This window comes from Tardiphaga sp. (assembly GCF_041424195.1).
Taxonomy (GTDB): domain Bacteria; phylum Pseudomonadota; class Alphaproteobacteria; order Rhizobiales; family Xanthobacteraceae; genus Tardiphaga.
Window position 1 is genome coordinate 22,991 of record NZ_JBGMOE010000122.1, and the last position, 24,589, is coordinate 47,579.

Genomic DNA, 24,589 nt, shown 5'->3' on the forward strand with positions numbered 1-24,589 from the left:
TCTGAGAGCTTGCGGGGTTTGAATCCAGCGGTGTCTACACGATCGACCGGGGGATTGTCACCCCCGGAAGGGCCAACCTTTGACCGCTCCCGTGTGAAGGGAGCGCTCCCAGAGCCGCCATTGCTTCCCGCGTAGTCCAGCAATTCGAGCTAGTTAAGGACAGCCCGCCGCGATCGCAAGGAAATCGGCAGCCTTCAGGCTGGCGCCGCCCACCAGCGCACCGTTCACGTGAGGAACCGCCATCAACTCCCTGGCGTTGGATGGCTTGACCGAACCGCCATAGAGAATGCGGATCGAGACCCCCTCGCTCTTAAAGCGCTCAATCAAACGATCCCGGATAAACTTATGAACTTGCTCGACATCCTGGGCTGTCGGGGTCAATCCCGTACCGATCGCCCAGACCGGTTCATAGGCCACGATCAGGTTGCCTGAGGTGGCATCGTCCGGCAGCGAGCCCTGGAGCTGGGTGTCGCAGACGTCGAGCGTCTTGCCGGCATCGCGCTCGGCCTGGGTCTCGCCGATGCAGACGATGGCGGTCAGCCCGGCGCGCCAGGCGGCGAGCGCCTTTTCGCGAACCACAGCATCGGTCTCGCCGTGATCGGCGCGGCGCTCGGAATGTCCAACGATAACCGCGATTGCGCCGGCATCTGCCAGCATTTCCGGCGCGATATCGCCGGTATGCGCGCCTGAGACATTCTTGTGGCAATCCTGCGCCCCGACTGAGACGACATGATTGCCCTCCTGTCCAAAGCTCGATGCCTTCGACGCAAACATCGCCAACAGCGTGACCGGCGGACAGACCAGCAGGTCGGCCTTGTCCAGCACATCGGGCGCACCGCGCAGCATCGCCTCGAACTCGGTCATTGACGCCTTGAGGCCGTTCATTTTCCAGTTGCCAGCGATCAGCGGCCGAACGGCATCAGTCATGAGAGTATCCTGTGATTGAAAGAGGTTGTTTGAGCTAACAGAGGTGATCCGTCAGCTCAAGCTGACTTGCAGCTTAGGCAGGTTTAGTGCCCCTCAACTCGCGCTCTCGCTTGATCTGGTCAGCCGTGAGGTCAGGCGCCGAAGGATCGAACTTGCTCCAGCCCGTTAAGGCCAGATCGCTGCGGCGCTTTGCGATATCGACGGAGGATGGATGCAGGAGCGCCTCAAGCCGATCCCTGTCGGCCACCTCGACCTTGGCACTGACGAAGCTGCCTCCGCGGCGAATGCTCTCGGCATAGACTTCGGCATCGTTCACGGCGACGCCGGCTTCCGCCAGCATTCCGATGACGCCACCGGCAGCGCCCGCGGCTACCGCGCCCGCCGCTGCAGCGGCGAGCCACCCCGCCGCGACCACCGGCCCGAGGCCGGGAATCGCCAGCAAGCCAAGGCCTGCGAGAAGCCCGCCGAAGCCGCCGAAACCAGCGCCGATCGCGGCGCCCTTGCTGGCACCTGCGGCATAGTCGGGCGCGTACCATTTGTCGGCATTGTTGGCGATGATGCTGATGTCGTCCTCGGCCACGCCGGCCTCACGCAGACTGACCACCGCCTTTTGCGCGTCCGCATAATCATCGAACAGTCGGGAGATCGTCACCTTGCTCATCGTGCTGTCCCTGTAGTCATTCCGGAGTGGCAGAGACGTTGCCTTTGTAATCGACGCTGACTTGGAATTTCCTGGATCCGCTCATGGCGGTGCCGCGCCAGATCCCCTGGCTGTCGTTCACCAGTGGCGAGATTTCAGTATAGCCCTGTGACTCCAACAGCTTGCGGGCCTGCCCCTCAGCGAAACTATTGGCTCCGGGAAGGGGCGGCGTCGTCGTTTTCGCCTGCGACTTCGTCGACTCGGTCACAGCGGGGTTCTGCATCGCAGGATTTTGCTGTGCACATGCAGGCATCAACACCATCCAGATGCCGCAGGCGGCAACTCCCGATCGCCATCCGACCCGCATGATCTCTCCCCGACGGGCCTGCACGGCCCTCTCAACAAAGCGGCAGCAGGCCGGAAAGTTCCATCTGCCGGTAACGTCCCGCCGGAGCGCCGGAAACCGCTTCAATCCGCCCCGTCCCAGCCGGTTGCGACGGGGCTTTTGCCACTTTATGATGCGCCTCCTATTTGGCGACGCCCTCCGGCCCCCATGGGCTGCTGGTGCGAGCCGATTCCCCTCCTGACAGATAAGAAGACCCTATGCTTCGAGGAATGCGCAAAGCCTCATCCAACTGGATTGGCAAGACGATTATGGCCGTCGTGATGGGCGTGCTGATCGTGAGCTTCGGCATCTGGGGCATCGCCGACGCGTTCAAGGGCTACGGCCAATCCAAGCTCGCCACCATCGGCTCGACCGAGATCACGACCGAGCAGTTCCGCCAGCTCTATAACGACAAGCTGCAGCAGATCGGCCGCCAGTTCGGCCGCCCGCTGACCTCGGATCAGGCCCGAGCCTTCGGCCTCGACCGCCAGGTGCTGCAGCAGGTTGTCGCCGAAGCCGCCCTGGACGAGGACGCGCGCCGCAAGGGTCTGGGTGTGGCGGATGCCGAGGTGATGCGGCAGATCGTTGCGGATCCGAACTTTCAGAGCCCCACCGGCGGCTTCGATGCGCCGCGCTTCCAGCAGCTGATCCGTTCGCTCGGCTTTACCGAACAGCGCTATATCGCCGAACAGCGCAAGGTTTCGCTGCGCCGCCAGATCGCCGGCACCGTAACTGCCGGCGTCGAACCGCCGAAGACGATGATCGAGGCGCTGAGCCGCTACCAGAACGAGACCCGCACCATCGATTACGTGAAGCTCGATGCCGCGCAGGCCGGGACCATTGAGGCGCCCTCGCCCGAAGCCCTCGCCGCCTATTTCGACGAGCGCAAGACCCAGTTCCGCGCCCCCGAATATCGCAAGATCGCCTTCCTCGCCTTGACGCCTGATGAGATGGCGAAGTGGTCGACAGTGTCGGACGACGACGCCCGGAAAGTGTTCGAGGAGCGCAAGGACAAGCTTTCCACGCCGGAGCAGCGCCAGATCTCGCAGATCGTCTTCCCGAACGCGGCAGACGCCGAAGCCGGTCGCGCCAAGCTGAACGATACGTTCAAGTTCGAGGATCTCGCCAAGGAACGCGGCCTGTCCGCCTCCGACATCGATCTCGGCATGGTTGCCAAATCGGGCATTCTCGACCCCTCCGTCGCCAATGCCGCCTTCTCGCTGGCACCGGACAGCATCAGCCAGCCGATCACCGGACGATTCGGCGTCACGGTGGTCAAGGTCGGCAAGGTTCAGGCCGGCACGACGCCGAGCTATGACAGTGTGGCCGCCAACCTGAAGCGCGATATCGCCATCGAGCGCGCACGCGCCGTCGTGTCCGACATGCATAACAAGATCGAGGACGAACGCGGCGGCGGCGCCAATGTCGTCGATACCGCCAAGAAGCTCGGCCTCACCGCCGTCACCATCGAGGCGGTCGATCGCTCCGGCCGTGCGCCGGACGGCCAGCCCGTTGCCGGCCTGCCCACGGGTGTGGACGTCGTGACCCAGGCCTTCAACAGCGATGTCGGCGTCGACAACGACGCATTGCAGGCCGGTGGGGGTTACATCTGGTACGACGTACTCGGCGTCACGCCTGCGCGCGACCGCACGCTCGACGAAGTGAAGGCCCAGGTCGAGGCGCGTTGGCGCGAAGAGCAGATCACCACGCGCCTGCGCGACAAGGCCGTCGATATGGCGAAGAAGCTCGAAAGCGGCGCCAAGCTCGCCGACGAAGCCGCTGCAGCCGGACTCAAGGTCGTCACCTCTGCGCCGTTCAAGCGTGACGCGAGCGACCCTGCCCTGTCGGCTGGCGTGATCCAGTCCGTGTTCCGCGGCGTCAAGGATTCTGCCGGACAGGCTCAGGGCGCCACGCCGTCGGAATGGATCGTCTACCGGATCACCGATATCACCGCACCGACGGTCGACATGGCGTCCGAAGATGCCAAGAAGCTGAAGGAGACGTTGCAGCGCGGACTGACCGACGAACAGGTCGCGCAGTACGTTACCAGGCTCGAAACGCAGATCGGCACCAAGATCAACGCAGAAGCCGTTGCGATCGCCACCGGCGCCGCAAACAGCAACACCAATTAGGGCTGTAGGATGGGTAGAGCCGCAGGCGAAACCCATCGCCCCGCATCGCAGGTGATGGGGTTCGCTAACGCTCTACCCATCCTACAAGGCCTCATTGCATCACTCTGAAAGCATTCGATGGACAATCTCAGGGCAATCATCGCCAAGGTCGCGACCGGCGCCTCCCTCTCGCGTGAGGAAGCCTCGGCGGCCTTTGACAGCATGATGTCGGGCGAAGCCACCCCGTCGCAGATGGGCGGCCTGCTGATGGCATTGCGCGTGCGCGGCGAGACCGTGGACGAGATCACCGGCGCGGTCGAGGTGATGCGCGGCAAGATGCTGCGGGTCGACGCACCGGCCGGCGCTGTCGATGTCGTCGGCACCGGCGGCGATGGCTCCGGCTCCGTCAACGTTTCGACCTGCGCCTCCTTCATCGTCGCCGGCTGCGGCGTGCCAGTTGCCAAGCACGGTAATCGCGCGCTGTCGTCGCGCTCCGGTGCCGCAGACGTGTTGGCGGCCCTTGGCGTCAAGATCGACCTCACCCCCGAGGATGTCAGCCGCTGCCTGATGGAAACCGGCATCGGCTTCATGTTTGCGCCGGCGCATCATCCGGCCATGAAGAATGTTGGCCCGACCCGCGTCGAGCTCGCTACCCGCACGATTTTCAATCTGCTTGGGCCTCTGTCCAATCCCGCCGGCGTCACGCGGCAAATGGTCGGCGTGTTCTCGCGGCAGTGGGTGCTGCCGCTCGCACAGGTGTTGAAGAACCTCGGTTCGGAATCCGCCTGGGTGGTGCACGGCTCCGACGGCCTCGATGAGATCACCCTCACCGGCCCGACCTTCGTGGCGGCGCTGGAAAACGGCAATATCCGCAGCTTCGAGATTTCGCCCGAGGACGCTGGTCTGCCGCGCACCGGTCCGGATTCCCTGAAGGGCGGCGACGCGCAGGAAAACGCCGCCTCGCTGCAGGCCGTGCTCGACGGCAAGCCGAGTGCCTTCCGTGACGTGGCGCTCCTCAATGCAGCCGCGGCATTGATCGTGGCGGGCAAGGTCAAGGACATGAAGGAGGGCGTGGCACTCGGTCAGAAGTCGCTCGACAGCGGCGCCGCGCTGGAGAAGCTGAAGCGACTGGTCGCCGTCTCCAACGCCAAGGTGTGAGACAACGATGTCCGACATCCTGACCAAGATCGAAGCCTACAAGCGCGAAGAAATCGCGGCGGCGAAACGCGCCCATCCCATCGCTTCCATCGAAGCGCTGGCCAGGGCTGCGTCGGCGCCGCGCGGCTTCATGACCGCGATCCACAAGAAGCTCGACAAGAACGAGTTCGCGTTGATCGCCGAAATCAAGAAAGCCTCACCGTCCAAGGGGCTCATTCGCGAAGACTTCGACCCACCGACGCTGGCCAAGGCCTATGAGGCCGGCGGCGCCGCGTGTCTCTCGGTCCTGACCGATACGCCATCGTTCGAAGGCCATCTCGACTTCATGGTCGCGGCGCGCGCCGCGACCAAACTGCCGGTACTGCGCAAGGACTTCATGTTCGACACCTATCAGGTGGTCGAGGCGCGTGCCCATGGTGCCGATTGCATCCTGATCATCATGGCCGCACTCGACGATGCGCAGGCGCGTGATATCGAGGACGCTGCCATCGACCACGGCATGGACGTGCTGATCGAAATCCATGACCAGCCGGAGCTGGAGCGGGCACTGAATCTGCGCTCGCCGATGATCGGCATCAACAACCGCAACCTGCGCACCTTCGAGACCACGCTGACCGCCAGCGAAACGCTCGCGCCGATGATCCCCCGGGATCGTCTGAAGGTCGGCGAAAGCGGCATCTTCACGCCGGACGATCTTGCGCGCCTCGAGCGCGTCGGCATCTCCACCTTCCTGGTCGGGGAGAGCCTGATGCGGCAGGCGGACGTGACGGCGGCAACGCAAACGCTGCTCAAGCGCGCGAACGGAACGCATTGATCATGGCCGGCAAGACGAAGAAATCGAAGCAGGCCCCCGCCCTCACCCACATCGATTCCTCGGGCGAAGCCCGCATGGTCGATGTGTCGGAGAAACCGGCGACCGAACGCATCGCGGTGGCCGAAGGTCTGGTGATCATGAGCAAGGCGACGCTCGACATGATCATCTCCGGCAATGCCAAGAAGGGCGATGTGCTCGGCACGGCGCGTATCGCCGGCATCATGGCGGCAAAGCGTACGTCGGACCTGATCCCGCTGTGCCATCCGCTGGCGCTGTCGAAAGTCACCCTGGACATCACGCCCGACAAGAAACTGCCGGGCTGCCGCGTCCGTGCCGCCGTCAAGGTCAGTGGCCCGACCGGCGTCGAGATGGAAGCGCTCACTGCGGTGTCGATCGCGTGCCTGACGATCTACGACATGATCAAGGCCGTGGAGCGCGGTGTCCGCATCGAGGGCATCCACCTCGTCGAGAAAAAGGGCGGCAAGTCCGGGCACTATCTGGTGACGGACAACGCCGCGAATTGAATACCCCGCGGTCGCCCGGCGTCAGCCGCAGACATACACGCGCCGCCATCGCCAACCGTGATAAGTCCGCACCCGTACAACGTCATAGCAGTTGTCGTAATACGGATAGCCCATATAGGCGTAGGACGAACCGAATCCGATCGCAAACGGGGCGAAATTCCGGAAGTGGCGATTGTGGTGACCGAAGTGGTTGAAGCCTCGATTGGACACTCCGGCGAAATGTGCTCCACCGGACATGGCGGCGAAACGAGTTGCACCGAATCCGCCGCCGCGCAGGCCGCCCATGGCCATACCGCCGCCATGGAAGCCACCTCCGTGAAAACCACCACCACCGTGGAAACCACCACCACCGCCATGGCCGCCCCCGCCGCCGCGCGCGGAAGCATCCATCGGCACGGACGTCATGCCGATGGCCGCAATTGTGGCAAGTCCGATCAACATTTTCCTGAGCATGGCACACTCCTGTCGCAGGTGTGGGCCCCCATCCTCAGAACCCCGGTTGCCGCAAATAATTCCCGATGATCGCCAGGGACATCGAAACTGTTCGACATCGCGCAGCCGCTCATCGAGCTGCCCCCGCTGCGCGGCGAGCAGGACGCGCAACTTCTCATGAAGGTCCCAGAGCGCGTCATCGCTGCGAAATCGCGATCCTGCGCCATCATCGATCTTGTTTACGAACAATAACCGGGACCGCGCGCGACATGGGGGGTGTTTGGCGGCGGTCCCGGGCCACATCAAGCGACCAACCGGACGGATGAGACATCCAGGCTGGCTCTCGTGGCGGGATCTGCATTACCAAGCCGGACGAGGCCGGGTGTGAATGCGCGCTACATAGTTACGCGCGCGCATTGTAAGTTTTGCGGTAACCTGAATAGGGGCGGATTTCAGCGATCGCTGTCATCACGGTGTTTACGCACGAGACGTGGCCGGTTGCGCTGCGGCCGGAAACGACACGCGTTGCCGGCATCGGTGCGCAATTGGCTACTTGATCATCGGGCAGCCGCCTTCGGCCATCGGCCGGAACGCCTTTTCGGCCGGGATGGTCGAGAGCAGCTTGTAATAGTCATACGGTCCTTTCGACTCCGCCGGCTTCTTGATCTCGAACAGGTAGATCGGGTGGATGACGCGGCCATCGGCACGGATGGTGACCTCACCGAACAGTCTGTCCTTGCCCTTGAAGGTCTTCATCTGCGGTACGACAACACTGGCATCGTCGCTGCCCTTGGCGGCCACGGCATTGAGATAGGCCAGCGTGGAGGCATAGACGCCCGCCTGATTGGCGCTCGGCATCTTGCCGTTCATGCCCGGCCGCGCCGCAAAGCGTTTGCCAAAAGCGCGGGTGTCGTCATCCATGTCCCAGTAGAAGGATTCCGTCAGCAACAGGCCCTGCGCGGTCTTCAGGCCCATGCCGTGAACATCGTTGATGAAGATCAGGAACGCGACCAGTTTCTGCGGGCCGTCCTGCATGCCGAACTCGCCGGCCTGTTTCACCGCATTGATGGCATCGGCTCCGGCATTGGCGAGACCGATCACCTTGGCTTTGGAGCTCTGCGCCTGCAGCAAGAGCGAGGCGAAGTCGGAGGTGCCGAGCGGGTGCTTCGACGACCCCAGCACCTTGCCGCCATTCTTCGTGATGTAGTTGGTGGCCTCGGCCTCGATGCCCTGCCCCAGCGCGTAATTCACCGTGAGGAAGTACCAATCGTCACCGCCCCGCTGCATCATCGCTGCCGCCGTGGTGTTGCCTGTGGCCCATGCGTCGTTGACCCACTGGATGGTGTTCGGCGAGCAGTCCTTGCCGGTGAGGTCCGAGGTTGCTGTCGACGAAGCCAGGAACGTCATCCTGGTGTTGCGGGCGATATTGTTGATGGCGAGACCGACCGACGAATTCGGCACGTCGACGATGGCATCGACCTTCTCGACATCGAGCCATTTGCGCGCGATGGCGGAACCGACATCGGCCTTGTTCTGATGGTCGGCATAGACGATCTCGACCTTGATGTTCTTGCCGCCGCCGTTGAAATCCTCGGCGGCCATTCGCGCGGCTTCCACCGAGCCCATTCCGTTGGTGTCCTGGAACACGCCGGAAATATCGTTGAGCACACCGACGCGCACCACATCGTCGGACACCTGCGCCTGCACCGCCGTCGTCATCACGCAGGATGCCGCGGCCGCCAAAACTGTCTTCAAGCCCTTCATTGTCGTCTTCCCCCTCTGACTTTGTTACGCGGGTCCGGACGTTGCCGGTCGCGATCTTGCTTGCGAGTTACACCTGTCGCTCCGGCAGCCGGAGCACGAGGCCGTCGAGCGCCTCGGTGATCCTGATCTGGCACGACAGCCGGCTGTTCGGCAGCCGCTCGCTGGCGACACCTTCCAGCAACTCATCCTCGTCGGTACCGACTGCGCCAACCTTGCCCAGCCAGTTGCCGTCGACATAGACATGGCAGGTGGCACAGACCGCGCCGCCGCCGCATTCGCCCGTGATACCGTCGATGCCATGCAGCAGCGCCGTATACATGGCGCTGTCGCCGTCATTGGCGCTGACTGTCTCGGCGCGGTCGTCGTGATGAATGAACGTAATGCTCGGCATGGAATCCTCAGGCAGGCGTGAAGCTGACCGGCAGGCTTTCCAGCCCGCGCAGCGTGTTGTTGTAGCGGCGCTTGACCTCGCCGGTGATCTCGATGGCTGCGACCTTGCGCGCCAGTGCGGACAGCATCACCTCGCCCTCGAGCCGGGCCACGAGCTGCCCGACGCACATGTGGATCCCGGAGCCGAAGCCGACATGGCCCGATGTCTTGCGGGTGATGTCGTATCGTTCGGGATCGGCCCAGCGGCGCGGATCGCGGTTGGCTGCGGCCAGGAACATCAGCACCTTCTCGCCCTCACCGACGCGGCAGCCGCTGATCTCGACGTCGCGCGTCGTGGTGCGGAAGAAGGTCTGGACGGGGCTTTCGTAACGCACCGCTTCCTCGAAAGCGTTGCGCGCCAGCGACAGGTCGCTGCGCAACCGCGCGAATTCCTGCGGGTAGCGCGCCAGGCAATAGACCGCGGCACCGATGCCGTTCACCGTCGTGTCCAGTCCCGCCGACAGCAGCGAGCGCACCAGCAGTGGCGCCTCGTCCGCGGTGATGTCGCCAGTCTCGACCCGCGCATGGATGCAGGCGCCGAAACCACCGGGCGCGAGATTCTCGCGCTGGCATTGCGACTGCACATAGGCCTGATGCGGTGCCGAGCGTTCGATGGCGTCCTGACGCAATTTGTTCGGCGGCCCGAAGGCATTGAAGACGAGACCGGCATAAGGCAGCAGGTTTTCGCGGCCCTCCTGTTGCAGGCCCACCGCATCGGGAAACACCGACAAAGGATAGGCTTCGGCGAGATCCGCGATGGCGTCGAAACTGCCCCGCTCCAGGAGCTCATCGACCTTTGCATCAGCCGCCGCGGCAAACCCGTCCCGCAACTGCTTCATCACTGCCGGCGACAACACCTTGTTGAGAACCGCGCGCGTACGCGTATGCGCCGGCGGGTCGGCTTCGAGAATGAGGCTGGGCGGCCGCCACGGCTTCTCCTTGGCGAAGTCGCTCAGACCCACGCCGCGGCTCGAGCAGAACGTTGCGGGATCGTTCAGTACCGCATGAACTTCGGCATAGCGCGCCACCGCATAGACGTTCCATTTGTCGAGATACACCACCGGTCCAGCCTCACGCAGCACCTCGTGGGTGGGATGCGGATCGGCGAAGAAGTCCATAGCGAAGGGATCGACGTCGAGATGGACGACAGGCTGGGGTCCCGCGCCGTTCGGCATCGGGCTGCCAAAAGCCAGCACCTGCGTGGTGTGGGGCGGCGCTGTCGTAACCGTGGCGACCATGTAAACCTCCCGTATTTTCTTGTTGGCAATTGCGGCTGCGTATCTCTATTCCTCAGGACCACGTGATCTCGCCGATTTCGACGGCATCACGCAGGCAGGCAGGATCGTGGCGCATGAGCAAGACTGGATCGGGCAAATCGGCTCGAAAGCCCGCCAAGGCGAAAGCGACAAAGGCCAATGTCAGGACTGTCGCCGCGAGAGCGCCCGCTTCCAAAGGCGGGCAACTGCTCGATCTCGAGCGCTATGTGCCGGCCTTCATCACCTTCATTGCGAACAAGCTCTCGCGCAACGCGACCGTCCTCTATCAGAAGCGGTTTGGCGTGAATGTCACCGAGTGGCGCATCATGTCGCTGCTGGCGATCGAGCCCGGCATTCCCGCCTCGCGCATCTGCCACGTCATCGGTTTCGACAAGGGGCCTGTCAGCCGCACGCTGGCCATGCTGGAAGAGCGCGGCCTGGTCGCCATCAACGCCGACCCCGACGACGCGCGGACCCATTCCATTACGCTGACAACGAAAGGGCGCACGACCCATGACGCCGTCATCGTGACCGCGCTGGAACGCGAGCGAAAGCTGCTGTCCTGTCTGGATGAAAGCGAACGCGAAGTGCTCGTCGACCTGCTGCGACGCATTCACAGCAATCTCGGCGCTGTGACCGGCTAAGCCGGCACGGATCGCGCACGCAGCATCAAGCGCTGTCCCGCACAAGCGGTCCACCATCGTTCCTCTCCCTGCGGGGCGCGGCAGTTGACTGCTCTCTTACGCGCCCTCTCTGGAAAGGCTCTCATGAATTAGTTGCCTCGGCAACAAAAATTATCGGGACGGTTTGTCACGAGGGGCAAGGATTTTCTGTCACCATCCGCTAACCTGCGCTGCAGCACGTCCGTTGCCGAATTTCAGAGATCGTTAGAGGAAGCTGATGACCTTGCCCCTCGCGCCCCACTCCGCCGACGCGCTGCTGTTCGATCTCGGCCGCGTCGTGATCAATTTCGATATCGAGCGAACGGTGACCGCATGGGCTGAGCGCGCCGGATGCAAGCCAGCGGATATCCTTGCGCGCTTCGTCCGCGACGAGACGTTCTGGCGTTATGAGACCGGCTTGATCAGCGACGAAGAATTCTTCGCAATGCTGCGGCAATCGCTCGGCGTCACGCTCTCTGATGCAGAGCTTCTCGCAGGCTGGAATGCCACATTTATCGGCGAAATGCCCGGCATCGCACCGCTGCTCGAGCGGGCTGCGACACGCTTGCCGCTCTACGCCTTCTCAAACACCAACAACGCGCATGTCGCGCATTTCTCGCAGCACTACGCCAAGGTGCTCTCGCATTTCCGCGAAATCTTCCTGTCGTCGACAATCAAGCTGCGCAAGCCCCATGCGGACGCCTATCAGCACGTGATCTCAGCCATCGGCGTGCCCGCTGAACGCATCGTGTTCTTCGATGACCTCAAGGAAAATATCGACGGCGCCCGTGCTTGCGGATTGCAGGCCGTCCACGTCACCTCGCCGACTTCCGTCGCCGAGGCGCTGACGGCACTCGGGCTTTAAGCCCGCGAGATGCGCTGGAAGGCGATGCTGGTGAGCACGCCGAGCAGTGCCCAGAACAGCAGGCTGGTCAGTGTCGCCGCAACCACGAAACTGTGCGACAGGGCTTCCGGGACATCGGTGTGGCCCGCAGGCGCCTGGGGCGCCCCGATCAGATGCGGCAGCACGATCAGGCCGAGGCCGAGAATGGCGGCCCATGACGCCTTGCGGAACACCAGCAGGCCAAGCCCCGCGGCGGTGGCGCAGGCGGTGCCGATCCACCAGGTCTGGCGCAGCGTGAGGTCGGCGACCGGCATGCCTGGAAGCTCCGGCGGCAGGCCAAGTCCAGGCGCCATGGTGAACACGATAAAGCCACCGAGACCCCAGAACAGTCCTTCGCGCCATTCGACCGCACGGCCACGCAGCGCGAAGATGCCGGCCAGCAGCAATGCGAAACCGATGGCGGTCAGGATATTGGCGCCGGTGGTGAAGGCATTGCGCTGAAAGCCCTCGGCGGGCTCCCATTCGGCCTCATGGCTATGGGCGGCGGCGCCATGGTCGTGCGGATGCGCGGGCTGCGCGGCAGCCGTCGGCGCGACAGCAGCCGGAGCTTCCGCCTTGCGCTCATAGACTTCGCTTTTCTGGATCAGCGGAATGGTCCCGACCATCTGTGCGCCGGTGACGGCAGCGCCAGTGATCACGCCAGCCAGCGCTGCCGAGAAAACGATCGACCTGAAGACGGACATATCTCAGTGGCAGGGGAACGCGTTGGCGTGGCGCGTGTCATGGGCCGCATTGTGGACGGCGCTGATATGCGAGAACCCGACCACGCCGACGATGAACAGACCGAGCGCCATGGCCAGAACGGCCTGCACGACGACATTGACGTCGGTGGTGACGGCGGAGATCTGGGCGGTCTGGGTCTGTTGCATCGGAATCCTCGCGAAATAGAGGGCCAATTTAGCCGAGTTGTACCGGCGGCGCGACCGCTAATTTTGCATCGCGCGGGCCAGATCGCGGCTGGTCAGATGGAAATTCGCATCAGCCGCCACCGAGGCGCGCACGAGCTTGGCGCCGGCCGCCGCCTGGAACACCCCACTGTGGTCGCGGAAATAGGCTGCGCATTCCTCCGGCGACGGATAGCGCCGGAGCAGCGTCCGGAACGCATGACGGTGCACCATACACAGCCCGCGATGGCCGGACGGCCGGAATGCCAGCGCATCGACATCTACCCGCCAGACAGGCTCATCATCGTCGGTTTCAGCGTGGTTGTCGGTCATGATCGCCAATGTCTATCGTGTTTCCCGGCCCTGCCAAAGCTGCCGTGGTTTTGCGTCCGCTCCCGCTCTCCGCTATGACGGGCGCCCACACTGCCGGAGATCCCCGCGATGGCCCTGATGCCGGTTACCGATGCCATGGCTGCGATTCTCGCGGGCGCCGATGCGCTGCCTGAGGAGATGGTGCCGCTGGAAGATGCATTCCACCGCGTGCTCGCCCGCGACATCGCTTCGCTGCGAACGCAGCCGCCAGAGCCCATGTCAGCGATGGACGGTTATGCTGTGCGCGCTGCCGATGCGACACTGGGCGCCAAGCTCCGCGTCATCGGCGAGATCGCCGCGGGCAAGCCGTTCCACCGCCCGCTGCAGACCGGCGAAGCCCTGCGAATTTTCACCGGCGGCGTGCTGCCCGCTGGTGCCGACGCCGTCGTAATCCAGGAAGACACCGCGCGCGATGGCGACGTCGTCGGGATCAACGAGGCCGCCATCTCCGGCAAGCATATCCGCCCGGCCGGCGTCGATTTTAACGAAGGGGACGTGCTGCTGCGCGCCGGCACCCGCCTCACCGATCGCGACCTTGCGCTTGCCGCGGGCATGAACCATCCGTCATTGCCCGTGCGGCGACGGCCGGTCGTTGCCGTGCTTGCCACCGGCGATGAACTGGTGATGCCCGGCGCGGTCCCCGGCCCCGGCCAGATCGTGCTCTCCAATGGCTTCGCACTGCGTGCGCTGGCGCGTGCCGAAGGCGCCGAGGTGGTCGATCTCGGCATCGCCGTGGATACGCTGGAGGCGACCACGGCAGCCATTCAGCGCGCGATCGATCTGAGGGCCGACGTGCTGATCACCACCGGCGGCGCGTCGGTCGGCGACCACGACCTCGTGCAGCAATCCCTGATCAATGCCGGCGTCGAGATGGCGTTCTGGCGCATCGCCATGCGCCCCGGCAAACCGATGATGCATGGACGCCGCGAGGGAATGCGCGTCATCGGCCTGCCCGGCAATCCCGTCTCGTCCTATGTCTGCGGTTTCCTGTTCATGGTGCCGCTGCTGCGCGCGCTATCCGGCCGAAACGAAATCGCTCACGCGCTCGAACCCGCGGTGCTCGGACGCGACCTCGCCGCCAACGACCAGCGCGAAGATTATCTGCGCACGCGTTTAGAAACGCGCGCGGACGGCACCGTGGTGGCGACGCCGGTGATGAAACAGGACTCATCGCTGCTGGGAAATCTGGCTGTTGCCGAAGGACTTCTGATCCGCAGGCCATTCGCACCGGCTGCGGTTGCCGGCGATTCCTGCGTGATCATTCGTCTGCCAATCTAGCTGACGAAACACCTCACAGAACGCCGCCGCCGTCGAAACTCCTGCTCACGGCATATTCCCAAAAGCTTTTTCCTGACTGAGATACCTCAACGCGGTTTCAGTCACTGAATTGTCACGTAACGCAGCGAGAGATCGCAGCGAAACAAGATCGGTGGACAGATGGACTATTTCAAACGCTTCAATTTCCTGTTTGCGATGCCAACATTCGACGCCGACGATCTCGAAGGCATTCGCCTCAATCAGATCGTCGATGAGATCGAGCGTTCCGGCTTCGAGGTCGTCAAGGCGCGCAAGCTTGAAGACGCCACGATCGCAGTCCAGACCGACGCGGCGATCGGCTGCATGGTAGTCGACTGGGGCAAGAAGGGCCTCGAAGGCAAGACCGCAGCACTGATCAACCTGATGCGCAAACGCGGCCTGGACTTCCCCATCATCCTGCTGATCCGCCGCAAACGGTTCGAGGACGTCCCGGTCGAGGTGCTCGATTTCATCGACGGCTATGTGTTCCTCTCCGAGGAAACGCCACCCTTCATCGCCAAGAACCTGATCAGCCGCCTCAAGCAATATGCCGAGACGCTGAAGACGCCGTTCTTCGGCGCGCTGGTGGATTATGCCGAGGAAGGCAACCAGCTCTGGACCTGCCCGGGCCACAATGGCGGCGTGTTCTACAGCCGCAGCCCGATCGGGCGCGTGTTCATGGAACATCTCGGGGAAGCGGTGTTTCGCGACGACCTCGACAATTCCGTGCTCGATCTCGGCGACCTGCTGACTCATGAAGGTCCCGCCTTGCAGGCGCAGAAGGAAGCCGCGCAGATTTTTGGCGCGGAGAAGACCTATTTCGTGCTCAACGGCACCTCTACGTCCAACAAGGTCGCGCTGTCGGCTTTGGTCACCGATGGCGATCTGGTGCTGTTCGATCGCAACAACCACAAGGCGGCCTTGCACGGCGCGTTGATGATTTCGGGCGGTGTGCCGATCTATGTGCCCACGTCGCGCAATCCGTGGGGCCTGATCGGCCCGATGGACTGGGCCGCCACCGACGAGGCCGCGCTGCGCGAGCGCATCCGCACCAATCCGCTCGTCACCGATCCCGAGGCGTGGAAACGCCCGCGCCCTTTCCGTGTCGCGGTCGTGGAACAGTGCACCTATGACGGCACCATCTACAGCGCCGAGATGATCATCGCGCGCATCGGCCATCTCTGCGATTACATCCTGTTCGACGAAGCCTGGGCCGGCTTCATGAAATTCCACCCGCTCTATGCCGGCCGCTTCGCCATGGGGCTCAAGGAGCTCGGCCCGGATTCGCCGGGCATCATTGCGACGCAGTCGACCCACAAGCAGCTCGCGAGCTTTTCGCAGGCGTCGCAGATCCATATGAAGGATCGGCATATCCGCGGGCAGAAGCGCCGCGTCGAGCATCGGCGCTTCAACGAAAGCTTCATGCAGCACGCCTCGACCTCACCATTCTATCCGCTGTTCGCATCATTGGATGTCGGCGCGCAGATGATGAAGGGCCGCTCCGGCGAAGTGTTGTGGGACGACACGATCCGCCTTGGCATCGAACTGCGCAAGAAGATGCGCGCGGTGCGCCGCGAGTTCGAGGAGAAGGAAACCCGCGCCGAGCGCCGCTGGTTTTTCGAACCCTTCGTGCCCGAGCGCGTCGCCATTCCCGACGCAGCCAGCGAAGGCGCTGTTCACAATGTGCCCTGGGAAAGCATCGGCACCGACCAGCTGGCCACCAATCCGTCCTACTGGCAGCTCGCACCTGACGCCGCCTGGCATGGCTTTCCCGGCATGGTCGCCGGTTTCGCCATGACCGATCCGAACAAGCTGACGGTGCTGACGCCGGGCTTCGATCGCACCACCGGCGCCTATGCCGACCATGGCATCCCTGCTCCGGTGGTCGCTCAGTTCCTGCGCGAGAACCGCATCGTCCCCGAGAAGAACGACCTCAACTCGCTGCTCTTCCTGCTGACACCCGGCGTGGAAGCCAGCAAGGCCGGCACGCTGATATCGGGCCTTGTCGCCTTCAAGAAATTTCATGACGACAACGCGCTGCTTGAAGACGTCATCCCGGAATTCGCACGGCGCAGGCCCGCGCGTTATGCGGGCATACGTCTGCGGGATCTGTGCGGCGACATGCACCGGTTCTTCCGCGAGGCCAATGTGAGCGAACTCCAGACCAAGCAATTCTCCGCTGACCATCTGCCGGAGATCGCCATGTCACCTCACGATGCCGCGCGCTGTCTGGTGCGCAACGACGTCGATTACCTCCCGATCGACGAAATATTCGGGCGCGTCGCGACGACGCCGTTCGTTGTCTATCCGCCCGGCATCGCGACGATCGTCCCCGGCGAACGGCTCACCGACCGCTCAAAGCCGATGATCGACTATCTCCGGATGTTCGAGACCTGCTTCAACACCTTCCCGGGCTTCGACGTCGAAATTCAGGGCATCTACCGCAAGGTCGACGCCAATGGCCGGATCCGGCTTTACACTTACGTGGTCTCCGAATAGGGAGCACGTAAGGAGCCTGATTTGCCAACGGAACTCGAACAGCCGGTCGTCATCCGACCATCACGCGACACCGACGTGGATGCCATGCTGGCGATCTATCGCCGGCACATCCGGCAAGGCGTCGAGGAAGGCGTCAGCGACGCCGACACGCCGCAGCCCGACGATCTCAGAGACCGGCGCAAGAACCTGCGCAGCAAACGGTTCCCGCATCTCGTCGCCACGCAAGGCGGCGAGGTCGTGGGCTACGCCTATGTGGTGCTGTTCCGCAAACGACCGGCCTATCGCTACACGGTCAAGCATTCGATCTATATCCACCACGGACATGTCGGCCAGGGCATCGGCCGACTGTTGATGCGCGAACTCATCGACGTCTGCGCGGCGGCCGGCTTCCGGCAGATCATCGGCTATATCGATGCCGACAACACGGCCTCGCTCGGCCTTCATGAGAGCTTCGGCTTTGCCCGCGTGGGCCTGCTACCCGGTGTCGCCTATCGCTCCGGCCGCTGGGCCGACACGATCATGGTTCAGCGCTCGCTAGCCACCGGCTCCACGACTCCGCCGCCGCCCGTCGGGCGGGTGACGTCCGCATAGCGCAAGCTCCGGCAGGAGCGTTTTCGGTATCCGGCAAGAGATCGACGACCGGCCAGGAACAGCCCCTCAGCCGCGCTCAATGCGCTTTCCGTTGACGGCAAATTAAGCATTGCGGAACACATATGGAACATATAGTGTTCGTTCATGATTTGTTTCGAGATTCTGTGGCTTTGAGTAGTTTGAGAGTGCCCGAACTCGCGCAACCGATCTTCGAATGATCGCCCCTGGATTGAGGCTCACCGTTCGAAGGCCCTTTGAAACGCACGCGGCGGCCGACACCGTCAACTGAGGATGGCTTCAGATGCTCACGCGCAAACAATACGAACTCCTGCGATTCATCGATCAACGGCTGAAGGAAGCCGGCGTCCCGCCCTCCTTCGACGAAATGAAGGATGCGCTCGACCTGCGCTCCAAGTCCGGCATTCACCGTCTGATCACGGCGCTGGAAGAACGCGGCTTCATCCGCCGGCTGCCGAACCGCGCCCGCGCCATCGAAGTCATCAAGTTGCCAGAGCTCGGCGCGCCGGTTACTGGCGGCACCGGCCGCCGCGGCTTCACACCCAGTGTCATCGAAGGCACGCTCGGCAGGGTGCGTCCGGCCGCCAGCATCGGTAGCGGCGATGACGATAACGGTCGGACTGTCGCCATCCCGGTGATGGGCCGGATCGCCGCAGGTACGCCGATCGAGGCCCTGCAGACCCGCAGTCACACCATCAGCATGCCCGCGGACATGCTCGGCTCCGGCGAACATTACGCGCTCGAAGTGCGCGGCGATTCCATGCAGGACGCCGGCATTCTGGACGGCGATACCGTGCTGATCCAGCGCAACGAGAGCGCCGACACCGGCGACATCGTGGTGGCCCTGATTGACGACGAGGAAGCCACGCTGAAGCGCTTCCGTCGCCGCGGCGCGTCGATCGCGCTGGAGCCTGCCAACGACGCCTATGAAGTCCGCATCCTGCCACCCAACCGGGTCCGCATTCAGGGCAGGCTGATCGGCCTGTACCGGCGCTACTAAGCCAAGGCTGTCGCATTGACGGACTACTGATCTTCGGGTTGAAGATCAGTTTCCGCCGGCGTCGCATCGAGCGGCCGGTTTTGCTGCGGACGACCCGCCTGTGGCGTGTCGGGTGATGGCTCATCGGGAATGGCGCGTGACCACGGGCGATCCAAGCCGCGCGGCCGCACAGCGTCGATAGCAAAGCCGTTCGCCTTTCGCTGCACACTCATCGCCCCATTTCGTTGCAGGCGATCCTGATCGATCACCAACGCACGGCAATCCTTTGGCGGTTGTTTCGTCGTGATGATGAGCGCCGCGTTCTCGCAGTCATCCGTGAATGCACCCGGCTGCAGCACCAGTGCCACCAAAGCACCATCAGCGAGCGGCGTGATGCATCCGTCGCGGTCGCAGGACACGCCATGGCTGAGGGAGCCATCCGTCGGCAGGCGCGCATCTGCATCGCCGGCGAGCCACTCTTTCAGCAGAAACGTATCCTTGACGCTGCGCATCACGCGCAGAAGCCCGTCCCTGCCCCGTACCGCGACGCTGTGACCGTCACCCGAGATCAGCACATCCGGCTGCTTGACCAGTAACGCCCAGACAATCGAGAGCGCCAGCACGCCAGCCCCCGCGAAGCGCAACGGCGTGCGCAGCAGTCCGAGGACGATGATGCCGATACTGGCTAGTATCAGCGGTCCGGTCCCGAAGGCCGGCATCCGGCCGATGGCGCCGGGCAACGCGGCGACCCATTGCGCGACCACGATCATCCACTGGATGCCGAGATCCATCAGCCCCCAGAACACGCCGTCAAAGCCGAACGGCATAGCCACGAGCCCGAGAATGCCGGCAGGCATCACAAGCGCGGAGACCACCGGCATCGCCAGCAGATTGGCGAGGACGCCGTAAGGCGTGACGCGATGAAAGTGAAACGCGGCATAGGGCGTCGTGGCGAGGCCTGCCACCAGCGAGGCCAGCACGAGCATTGCAATCTCGCGTCCACCCCATAGCGCCACGCGCGCTGTCGCGGAATGATCGGGAGAGGCAAACAGCGCGGGCATGCCGATCTGCACCAATGCGACCAGCCCCAGTGTCGCGGCGAATGACATCTGGAAACTCGGATGAATCAACGCTTCGGGCGCCACGATCAGTACGATCATCGCGGCCACCGCCAGCGTGCGGAACGTCACCGCGCGGCGATCGACCATGACGGCGATCAGCACCACGGCCGTCATGAAGAACGAACGTTGCGTCGCGACCTCGCCGCCGGACAGCAGCAGATAGAATAGCGCTGCGAACAGCGCCGCCGCTGCCGCGACCTTCTTGATCGGGAATGTCACCGTCAGCACGGGGATCAGCGCCAGCAGCGCGCGTATCGCGAAGAACACCACGCCGGCGACGACGGCCATGTGATAGCCGGAGATCGACAGTACATGACCGAGGCCGGAGATGAACATCGCGTCGTTGACGTCGGTGGAAATTGCATCGCGGCGCCCCGTGAGCAGCGCTGTCGCAATAGCGCGGTTGTCGCCTGTAAGCACGGTACGGATTCGTGCGTCGATGGCGTCACGCAGCCCCTGCATGGTCGCCGAATAGCGTAGCGTCACACTCGGCTGTACCGGCGGATCGACGGCCTTGATGCCGCCCGTCACAAAACCGGACGCGCCGATGCCCTGAAAATACAGATCGCGTCCGAAGTCGTAGCTGCCCGGCCGGAGCGGCGACAGCGGCGGCTGCAACCTTGCCTTCAATTCGATGAAACGACCGACGGCAGGCGCGGTCCCTTTCTTCACCGAGAGCCGGACACGCGTCAGCTTTGGTGCGGCGCGCGGGCTGTCCATCGTCGCGACGCGCAGCACGAAGCGGTCCGTGCGCTCCCGTTCTTCATGGGTTTCCACAAAGCCGGTCAACGCGACGGAATAGAGCGGCTTCGCCAGAACCTCATGCCCCACGCGTGAGGTCTTCACGGCGGCCACAGCAAAGCCGGCCGCGATGGCTGCAACAAGCATGATCGGTGGAAACCATCGTTGTCGCCGCAGCAGAAACGCGGCCAAGCAAAGAAGGCTCGCTGTCGCGGCGGCAACCCAGGCCACCGGTTCGCGCTCGGCGGCAAAATACAGCGCGATGCCGCTGCCGAAAGCGATCGGCACCCAGGGCAGCAAGCGACCGGGACCGGCTTCGGCCTGCACCCACGTCCGGAGCTTCTCGACGCGCAAAGTTGATGACGACGCTGACGGAAGAGCAACGCCTGCCGTGGCCGGCGGCGGCCATGTGGTCGCCGTACCGGATCGGCCCCGCCGCTGTTGCTGATCCCCGCCCCGCGCCATCGAACGCCCGCACGCCACGCTCGCCCTCCCGAATGCTATCGGAAGGGCTGCCGGCGACTAGCGGAACGGATGCAGAATCCGAAAACTAATCCCTGGGGCTGCGGAGGGCGGCAGGATGGGTAGAGCGTCTTCGCGAAACCCATCAACACCAAACATGACCGTGATGGGTTTCGCACCGGCGCAAGCGCCCCGGTGCTTTACCTACACCTGAGCTCAGGCGAGCTTGGCGTAGCTGTCGCGCAGACCGACGGTGCGGTTGAAAACGAGCTTGCCCGGCGCTGAATCCTTGTCACGGCAGAAGTAGCCCTGACGCTCGAACTGCACGACGTCGCTCGTATTGTCACTCGCCAGCGCCGGCTCAAGCATGGCGCCGCTGAGTGTCTCCAGCGACTCCGGATTGATCTGCGATGCGAACTCGGCCGCATTGGGCTGCGGATCGGCAAACAGCTGGTTATAGACACGCACTTCCGCCGGCACGGCATCCGCGGCGCTCACCCAATGGATCGTCGCCTTGACCTTGCGGCCGTCCGGCGCATTACCGCCACGGGTTTCCGGATCATAGGTGCAGCGCAGTTCGACCACCTCGCCAGCATCGTTCTTGATGACGCTCTTGCAGGTGATGAAATAGCCGTAGCGCAAACGGACCTCGCGGCCCGGCGCCATGCGGAAGAATTTCTTCGGCGGCTCTTCCATGAAGTCGTCATGCTCGATGTAGAGCTCGCGGCCGAACGGGATCTGCCGCGTGCCCAGCGCTTCATCATCGGGATGATTGACCGCTTCGAGCTGCTCGACCTGTCCCTCGGGATAGTTCTCGATCACCACCTTCAGCGGCTTCAGCACAGCCATGCGCCGCTGCGCCGTGCGGTTCAGCGTCTCGCGCACGGCGAAATCGAACATCGAGATATCGACGGTCGAGTTGGCCTTGGCGACGCCGATACGCTTGATGAATTCACGCAGCGCTTCGGCCGGAATGCCGCGGCGCTGCAAGCCGGCCAGCGTCGGCATGCGCGGATCATCCCAGCCGGTGACATGGCCGCCGCGCACGAGTTCGGTCAGCACGCGCTTCGACAGCAGCGTGTAGGTCATGTTGAGGCGCGCGAATTCATACTGATGCGGGCGCGACGGCACCGGCAGGTTTTCCAGGCACCAGTCGTACAACGGACGGTGGTCCTCGAATTCCAGCGTGCAGATCGAATGCGTCACATGCTCGATGGCGTCGGACTGGCCATGCGCGAAGTCATAGGACGGATAGATGCTCCATGCCGTGCCGGTGCGCGGATGATGCGCGTGCAGGATGCGGTAGATCACGGGATCGCGCAGATTGATGTTGCCCGACGCCATGTCGATCTTGGCGCGCAGTACACGTGCGCCGTTCGGAAATTCGCCTGCGCGCATGCGGGTGAACAGGTCGAGGTTTTCCTCGACGCTGCGATCCCGGAACGGGCTGTTCTGACCGGGCTCGGTCAGCGTGCCCCGTTTGACGCGGATTTCCTCCTGCGACTGATCGTCCACATAGGCCTTGCCGGCGCGGATCAGGTCCTGGGCCCAAGCATACAGCTGCTCGAAATAGTCCGAGGCGAAATGCAGGTTGCCCTCCCCCCACTCGAAACCAAGCCAGCGCACATCGCGCTGGATCGCGTCGATATATTCCTGCTCTTCCTTGGTCGGATTGGTGTCGTCGAAGCGCAGGTTGCAGTGCCCGCCGAATTCCTCCGCAATGCCGAAATTCAGGCAGATCGACTTGGCGTGGCCGAGATGCAGGTAGCCGTTGGGCTCCGGCGGAAAGCGCGTCACCACGCTCTTGTGCCTGCCGGATTGCAGGTCCGCCGCAACGATGTCGCGGATGAAGTCACGGCCTGCGTCGGATACCGATTCGTCTGTCATTTGCTGCCTTTCAAGCTGCGCCCTATGTGCCAAATCCGGAAGGCCGCGCCAAGGGCCGGATCAGGCGCCGGATCCCGCGAAAGGGCATTTTCCGATCCGGTTCCGGCCCAAAAACCGCATTTATTCGCCGTGAGACAGCGCCCTGTCGTTGTGATAAACGCCCGCCAACAGTCACCCCCGAATTGATCGAACCCTTTGCTATGAGCACTCCCGTCGTTACCCGCTTCGCTCCTTCGCCGACCGGCTTCCTCCATATCGGCGGCGGACGCACCGCGCTGTTCAACTGGCTCTATGCCAAGAAGACCGGCGGCAAGATGCTGCTGCGGATCGAGGATACTGACCGCGAGCGCTCCACCGATGCTGCGATCGACGCCATTATCGACGGGTTGAAGTGGCTGGGCATTGATTGGGATGGCGACACGGTCTTCCAGTTCGCCCGTGCCGGCCGGCACCGCGAGGTCGCCGAGCAATTGCTCGCCGAGGGCAAGGCCTATTATTGCTATGCCAGTGCCGAGGAGCTGCAGCAGATGCGCGAGACGGCCCGCGCCGAGGGCAAGTCCAAGCTCTATAACGGGCTATGGCGTGATCGCGATCCGTCCGATCCGCGCCCCGATATCAAGCCGACAATCCGCCTGAAGGCACCGCTCACGGGCGAGACCGTGATCGAGGATCAGGTACAGGGCCGCGTGGTCTGGCAGAACGAGAACCTCGACGATCTCGTGCTGCTGCGCGGCGACGGCAACCCGACCTACATGCTGGCCGTGGTCGTCGACGACCATGACATGGGCGTGACCCATGTCATCCGCGGTGACGACCATCTGATCAACGCCGCCCGCCAGAAGCAGATCTACGACGCGCTGGGCTGGACCGTCCCCAGCATGTCGCACATTCCCCTGATCCACGGACCGGATGGCTCGAAACTGTCAAAGCGCCACGGCGCGCTTGGCGTCGAAGCCTATCGCGCGCTGGGCTATGTCCCGGCCGCCCTGCGGAATTACCTGGTACGGCTCGGCTGGAGCCATGGCGATCAGGAAATCTTCTCGACCCAGGAGATGATCGACGCGTTCGACCTGTCGGGGATCGGCCGTTCCGCCGCGCGTTTCGATTTCGCCAAGCTCGAAAATCTCAACGGTCACTACATCCGTCACACCGACGATCAATCCCTCGTGACCATGTTCGAGGACGTACTGAATTACGTCCCCGGCGGCCTCGACCTGAAGCCGAAGCTCAACGACACCACCCGCGCCCAATTGCTGCGCGCCATGCCGGGCCTGAAGGAACGCGCCAAGACGTTGATCGAACTGATCGACGGCGCCAACTTCATCTTTGCCGATCGCCCGCTGGCGATGGAGCCAAAGGCGCAGGCCGCCTTGACGCCGGAAACCCGGGTGTTGATCGGCAAACTGCGCACGGCGCTGGAAAGCGTTACGGATTGGACCGCTGCGAATACCGAGGCGGCGACACGCGCCTTTGCCGAGGCCGAAGGCATCAAGCTCGGCGGAGCCGCACAGCCGCTGCGCGTCGCGCTGACCGGCAAGACCACCTCGCCCGGAATCTTCGACGTTCTGGCAGTATTGGGGCGGCAGGAATGTCTGGACCGGCTGGCCGATCAGGCATCTATTTAGCATAGCTGTAGGCCGCTTTTGCCCGCCTTGCAGCGCACACAGCAATACGCTACGCATTCTGGCGAATGCTCTGGAATTCCCGGCTAGCCTCCCCATTTCTCCTGAAAT

23 protein-coding genes are annotated in these 24,589 nt (G+C 63.5%); 11 read left to right on the top strand and 12 right to left on the bottom strand.

From position 1 onward, the window contains the following. Positions 1-153: 153 nt before the first annotated feature. From tpiA to ACEK02_RS16645, 3 genes are all read right to left on the bottom strand, one after another. Positions 154-927 carry a triose-phosphate isomerase gene (gene tpiA, locus ACEK02_RS16635; protein ID WP_371422692.1) on the bottom strand — a complete coding sequence of 258 codons (774 nt, stop codon included), beginning with the start codon at positions 925-927 and terminating at the stop codon, positions 154-156. 73 nt (positions 928-1,000) lie between these two features. Next, positions 1,001-1,588, bottom strand: coding sequence for a general stress protein (locus ACEK02_RS16640; RefSeq protein WP_371422693.1), 588 nt, complete (start codon positions 1,586-1,588; stop codon positions 1,001-1,003). Between the two features lie 16 nt (positions 1,589-1,604). Beyond that, positions 1,605-1,934 (bottom strand): PepSY domain-containing protein, encoded by a 330-nt coding sequence (locus ACEK02_RS16645; RefSeq protein WP_371422694.1) that lies wholly within the window; start codon positions 1,932-1,934, stop codon positions 1,605-1,607. Positions 1,935-2,170: 236 nt separating this feature from the next. Here ACEK02_RS16645 and ACEK02_RS16650 point away from each other — a divergent pair, with 236 nt between their 5' ends. From ACEK02_RS16650 to moaC, 4 genes are all read left to right on the top strand, one after another. Further along, complete coding sequence (locus ACEK02_RS16650; protein WP_371422695.1) at positions 2,171-4,084, top strand: peptidylprolyl isomerase; 1,914 nt, start codon at positions 2,171-2,173, stop codon at positions 4,082-4,084. Between the two features lie 117 nt (positions 4,085-4,201). Further along, entirely contained in the window at positions 4,202-5,221 is a 1,020-nt protein-coding gene (gene trpD, locus ACEK02_RS16655) for an anthranilate phosphoribosyltransferase (RefSeq protein ID WP_371422696.1), read from the top strand. Between the two features lie 7 nt (positions 5,222-5,228). Continuing rightward, the gene (trpC, locus tag ACEK02_RS16660) at positions 5,229-6,035 is read left to right on the top strand and encodes an indole-3-glycerol phosphate synthase TrpC (RefSeq protein ID WP_371422697.1); all 807 of its coding nucleotides are present in this window, start codon (positions 5,229-5,231) and stop codon (positions 6,033-6,035) included. Between the two features lie 2 nt (positions 6,036-6,037). After that, positions 6,038-6,559 (top strand): cyclic pyranopterin monophosphate synthase MoaC, encoded by a 522-nt coding sequence (gene moaC, locus ACEK02_RS16665; protein WP_371422698.1) that lies wholly within the window; start codon positions 6,038-6,040, stop codon positions 6,557-6,559. Between the two features lie 21 nt (positions 6,560-6,580). On the opposite strand, the gene ACEK02_RS16670 is transcribed toward moaC, so the two are convergent. From ACEK02_RS16670 to ACEK02_RS16685, 4 genes are all read right to left on the bottom strand, one after another. Continuing rightward, the gene (locus tag ACEK02_RS16670; protein ID WP_371422699.1) at positions 6,581-7,012 is read right to left on the bottom strand and encodes a hypothetical protein; all 432 of its coding nucleotides are present in this window, start codon (positions 7,010-7,012) and stop codon (positions 6,581-6,583) included. A gap of 528 nt (positions 7,013-7,540) precedes the next feature. Continuing rightward, positions 7,541-8,755, bottom strand: a complete 1,215-nt coding sequence (locus ACEK02_RS16675) for an ABC transporter substrate-binding protein (protein ID WP_371422700.1) — start codon at positions 8,753-8,755, stop codon at positions 7,541-7,543. A gap of 67 nt (positions 8,756-8,822) precedes the next feature. Further along, the gene (locus tag ACEK02_RS16680; protein WP_371422701.1) at positions 8,823-9,146 is read right to left on the bottom strand and encodes a 2Fe-2S iron-sulfur cluster-binding protein; all 324 of its coding nucleotides are present in this window, start codon (positions 9,144-9,146) and stop codon (positions 8,823-8,825) included. A gap of 7 nt (positions 9,147-9,153) precedes the next feature. Then, positions 9,154-10,359, bottom strand: coding sequence for a cytochrome P450 (locus ACEK02_RS16685; protein ID WP_371422736.1), 1,206 nt, complete (start codon positions 10,357-10,359; stop codon positions 9,154-9,156). A gap of 176 nt (positions 10,360-10,535) precedes the next feature. On the opposite strand from ACEK02_RS16685, the gene ACEK02_RS16690 reads away from it, so the two are divergent. After that, a complete protein-coding gene (locus tag ACEK02_RS16690) occupies positions 10,536-11,084 on the top strand; it encodes a MarR family winged helix-turn-helix transcriptional regulator (RefSeq protein ID WP_371422702.1) in 549 nt (182 codons plus the stop codon). A gap of 256 nt (positions 11,085-11,340) precedes the next feature. Beyond that, complete coding sequence (locus ACEK02_RS16695) at positions 11,341-11,967, top strand: HAD-IA family hydrolase (RefSeq protein WP_371422703.1); 627 nt, start codon at positions 11,341-11,343, stop codon at positions 11,965-11,967. Here ACEK02_RS16695 and ACEK02_RS16700 read toward each other — a convergent pair. Genes ACEK02_RS16700 through ACEK02_RS16710 form a run of 3 tightly spaced genes read right to left on the bottom strand, consistent with a single transcriptional unit; the run spans position 11,964 to position 13,232 of the window. Further along, positions 11,964-12,689, bottom strand: a complete 726-nt coding sequence (locus ACEK02_RS16700) for a CbtA family protein (protein WP_371422704.1) — start codon at positions 12,687-12,689, stop codon at positions 11,964-11,966. The two genes, ACEK02_RS16695 and ACEK02_RS16700, sit on opposite strands and share 4 nt — an antisense overlap. 3 nt (positions 12,690-12,692) lie before the next feature. Next, positions 12,693-12,875, bottom strand: a complete 183-nt coding sequence (locus ACEK02_RS16705; protein ID WP_089264725.1) for a CbtB-domain containing protein — start codon at positions 12,873-12,875, stop codon at positions 12,693-12,695. Between the two features lie 57 nt (positions 12,876-12,932). Then, positions 12,933-13,232: a hypothetical protein gene (locus ACEK02_RS16710; RefSeq protein WP_371422705.1), complete on the bottom strand. Its 300-nt coding sequence runs from the start codon at positions 13,230-13,232 to the stop codon at positions 12,933-12,935. Positions 13,233-13,331: 99 nt separating this feature from the next. Between ACEK02_RS16710 and glp the strand changes: the two genes are divergently transcribed. The 4 genes from glp (at position 13,332) to lexA (ending at position 18,666) form a co-directional block, all read left to right on the top strand. Then, positions 13,332-14,540 (top strand): gephyrin-like molybdotransferase Glp, encoded by a 1,209-nt coding sequence (glp, locus tag ACEK02_RS16715; protein WP_371422706.1) that lies wholly within the window; start codon positions 13,332-13,334, stop codon positions 14,538-14,540. A gap of 159 nt (positions 14,541-14,699) precedes the next feature. Further along, positions 14,700-17,057, top strand: coding sequence for an Orn/Lys/Arg decarboxylase N-terminal domain-containing protein (locus ACEK02_RS16720; RefSeq protein ID WP_371422707.1), 2,358 nt, complete (start codon positions 14,700-14,702; stop codon positions 17,055-17,057). 21 nt (positions 17,058-17,078) lie between these two features. After that, entirely contained in the window at positions 17,079-17,648 is a 570-nt protein-coding gene (locus tag ACEK02_RS16725; RefSeq protein ID WP_371422708.1) for an N-acetyltransferase family protein, read from the top strand. Positions 17,649-17,949: 301 nt separating this feature from the next. Continuing rightward, a complete protein-coding gene (gene lexA, locus ACEK02_RS16730; protein ID WP_371422709.1) occupies positions 17,950-18,666 on the top strand; it encodes a transcriptional repressor LexA in 717 nt (238 codons plus the stop codon). A gap of 23 nt (positions 18,667-18,689) precedes the next feature. On the opposite strand, the gene ACEK02_RS16735 is transcribed toward lexA, so the two are convergent. After that, positions 18,690-20,972, bottom strand: a complete 2,283-nt coding sequence (locus ACEK02_RS16735) for a ComEC/Rec2 family competence protein (RefSeq protein ID WP_371422737.1) — start codon at positions 20,970-20,972, stop codon at positions 18,690-18,692. A gap of 213 nt (positions 20,973-21,185) precedes the next feature. Continuing rightward, on the bottom strand, positions 21,186-22,856 hold the full coding sequence (locus ACEK02_RS16740) for a glutamine--tRNA ligase/YqeY domain fusion protein (protein ID WP_371422710.1): 1,671 nt from the start codon (positions 22,854-22,856) through the stop codon (positions 21,186-21,188). A gap of 200 nt (positions 22,857-23,056) precedes the next feature. Here ACEK02_RS16740 and gltX point away from each other — a divergent pair, with 200 nt between their 5' ends. Then, entirely contained in the window at positions 23,057-24,481 is a 1,425-nt protein-coding gene (gene gltX / locus ACEK02_RS16745; protein ID WP_371422711.1) for a glutamate--tRNA ligase, read from the top strand. The last annotated feature ends 108 nt before the right edge of the window (positions 24,482-24,589 follow it).

Excerpts from the sequence above, each read along its gene's own strand:
- ACEK02_RS16705 (WP_089264725.1), bottom strand. The coding sequence starts at position 12,875 with ATGCAACAGACCCAGACCGCCCAGATCTCCGCCGTCACCACCGACGTC.
- gltX (WP_371422711.1), top strand. The coding sequence starts at position 23,057 with ATGAGCACTCCCGTCGTTACCCGCTTCGCTCCTTCGCCGACCGGCTTC.
- ACEK02_RS16695 (WP_371422703.1), top strand. The coding sequence starts at position 11,341 with ATGACCTTGCCCCTCGCGCCCCACTCCGCCGACGCGCTGCTGTTCGAT.
- glp (WP_371422706.1), top strand. The coding sequence starts at position 13,332 with ATGGCCCTGATGCCGGTTACCGATGCCATGGCTGCGATTCTCGCGGGC.
- ACEK02_RS16740 (WP_371422710.1), bottom strand. The coding sequence starts at position 22,856 with ATGACAGACGAATCGGTATCCGACGCAGGCCGTGACTTCATCCGCGAC.
- ACEK02_RS16685 (WP_371422736.1), bottom strand. The coding sequence starts at position 10,359 with ATGCCGAACGGCGCGGGACCCCAGCCTGTCGTCCATCTCGACGTCGAT.
- lexA (WP_371422709.1), top strand. The coding sequence starts at position 17,950 with ATGCTCACGCGCAAACAATACGAACTCCTGCGATTCATCGATCAACGG.
- ACEK02_RS16735 (WP_371422737.1), bottom strand. The coding sequence starts at position 20,972 with ATGGCGCGGGGCGGGGATCAGCAACAGCGGCGGGGCCGATCCGGTACG.
- trpD (WP_371422696.1), top strand. The coding sequence starts at position 4,202 with ATGGACAATCTCAGGGCAATCATCGCCAAGGTCGCGACCGGCGCCTCC.
- trpC (WP_371422697.1), top strand. The coding sequence starts at position 5,229 with ATGTCCGACATCCTGACCAAGATCGAAGCCTACAAGCGCGAAGAAATC.
- ACEK02_RS16700 (WP_371422704.1), bottom strand. The coding sequence starts at position 12,689 with ATGTCCGTCTTCAGGTCGATCGTTTTCTCGGCAGCGCTGGCTGGCGTG.
- ACEK02_RS16650 (WP_371422695.1), top strand. The coding sequence starts at position 2,171 with ATGCTTCGAGGAATGCGCAAAGCCTCATCCAACTGGATTGGCAAGACG.
- ACEK02_RS16675 (WP_371422700.1), bottom strand. The coding sequence starts at position 8,755 with ATGAAGGGCTTGAAGACAGTTTTGGCGGCCGCGGCATCCTGCGTGATG.
- ACEK02_RS16670 (WP_371422699.1), bottom strand. The coding sequence starts at position 7,012 with ATGCTCAGGAAAATGTTGATCGGACTTGCCACAATTGCGGCCATCGGC.
- ACEK02_RS16640 (WP_371422693.1), bottom strand. The coding sequence starts at position 1,588 with ATGAGCAAGGTGACGATCTCCCGACTGTTCGATGATTATGCGGACGCG.
- ACEK02_RS16720 (WP_371422707.1), top strand. The coding sequence starts at position 14,700 with ATGGACTATTTCAAACGCTTCAATTTCCTGTTTGCGATGCCAACATTC.
- ACEK02_RS16680 (WP_371422701.1), bottom strand. The coding sequence starts at position 9,146 with ATGCCGAGCATTACGTTCATTCATCACGACGACCGCGCCGAGACAGTC.
- moaC (WP_371422698.1), top strand. The coding sequence starts at position 6,038 with ATGGCCGGCAAGACGAAGAAATCGAAGCAGGCCCCCGCCCTCACCCAC.
- tpiA (WP_371422692.1), bottom strand. The coding sequence starts at position 927 with ATGACTGATGCCGTTCGGCCGCTGATCGCTGGCAACTGGAAAATGAAC.
- ACEK02_RS16645 (WP_371422694.1), bottom strand. The coding sequence starts at position 1,934 with ATGCGGGTCGGATGGCGATCGGGAGTTGCCGCCTGCGGCATCTGGATG.
- ACEK02_RS16690 (WP_371422702.1), top strand. The coding sequence starts at position 10,536 with ATGAGCAAGACTGGATCGGGCAAATCGGCTCGAAAGCCCGCCAAGGCG.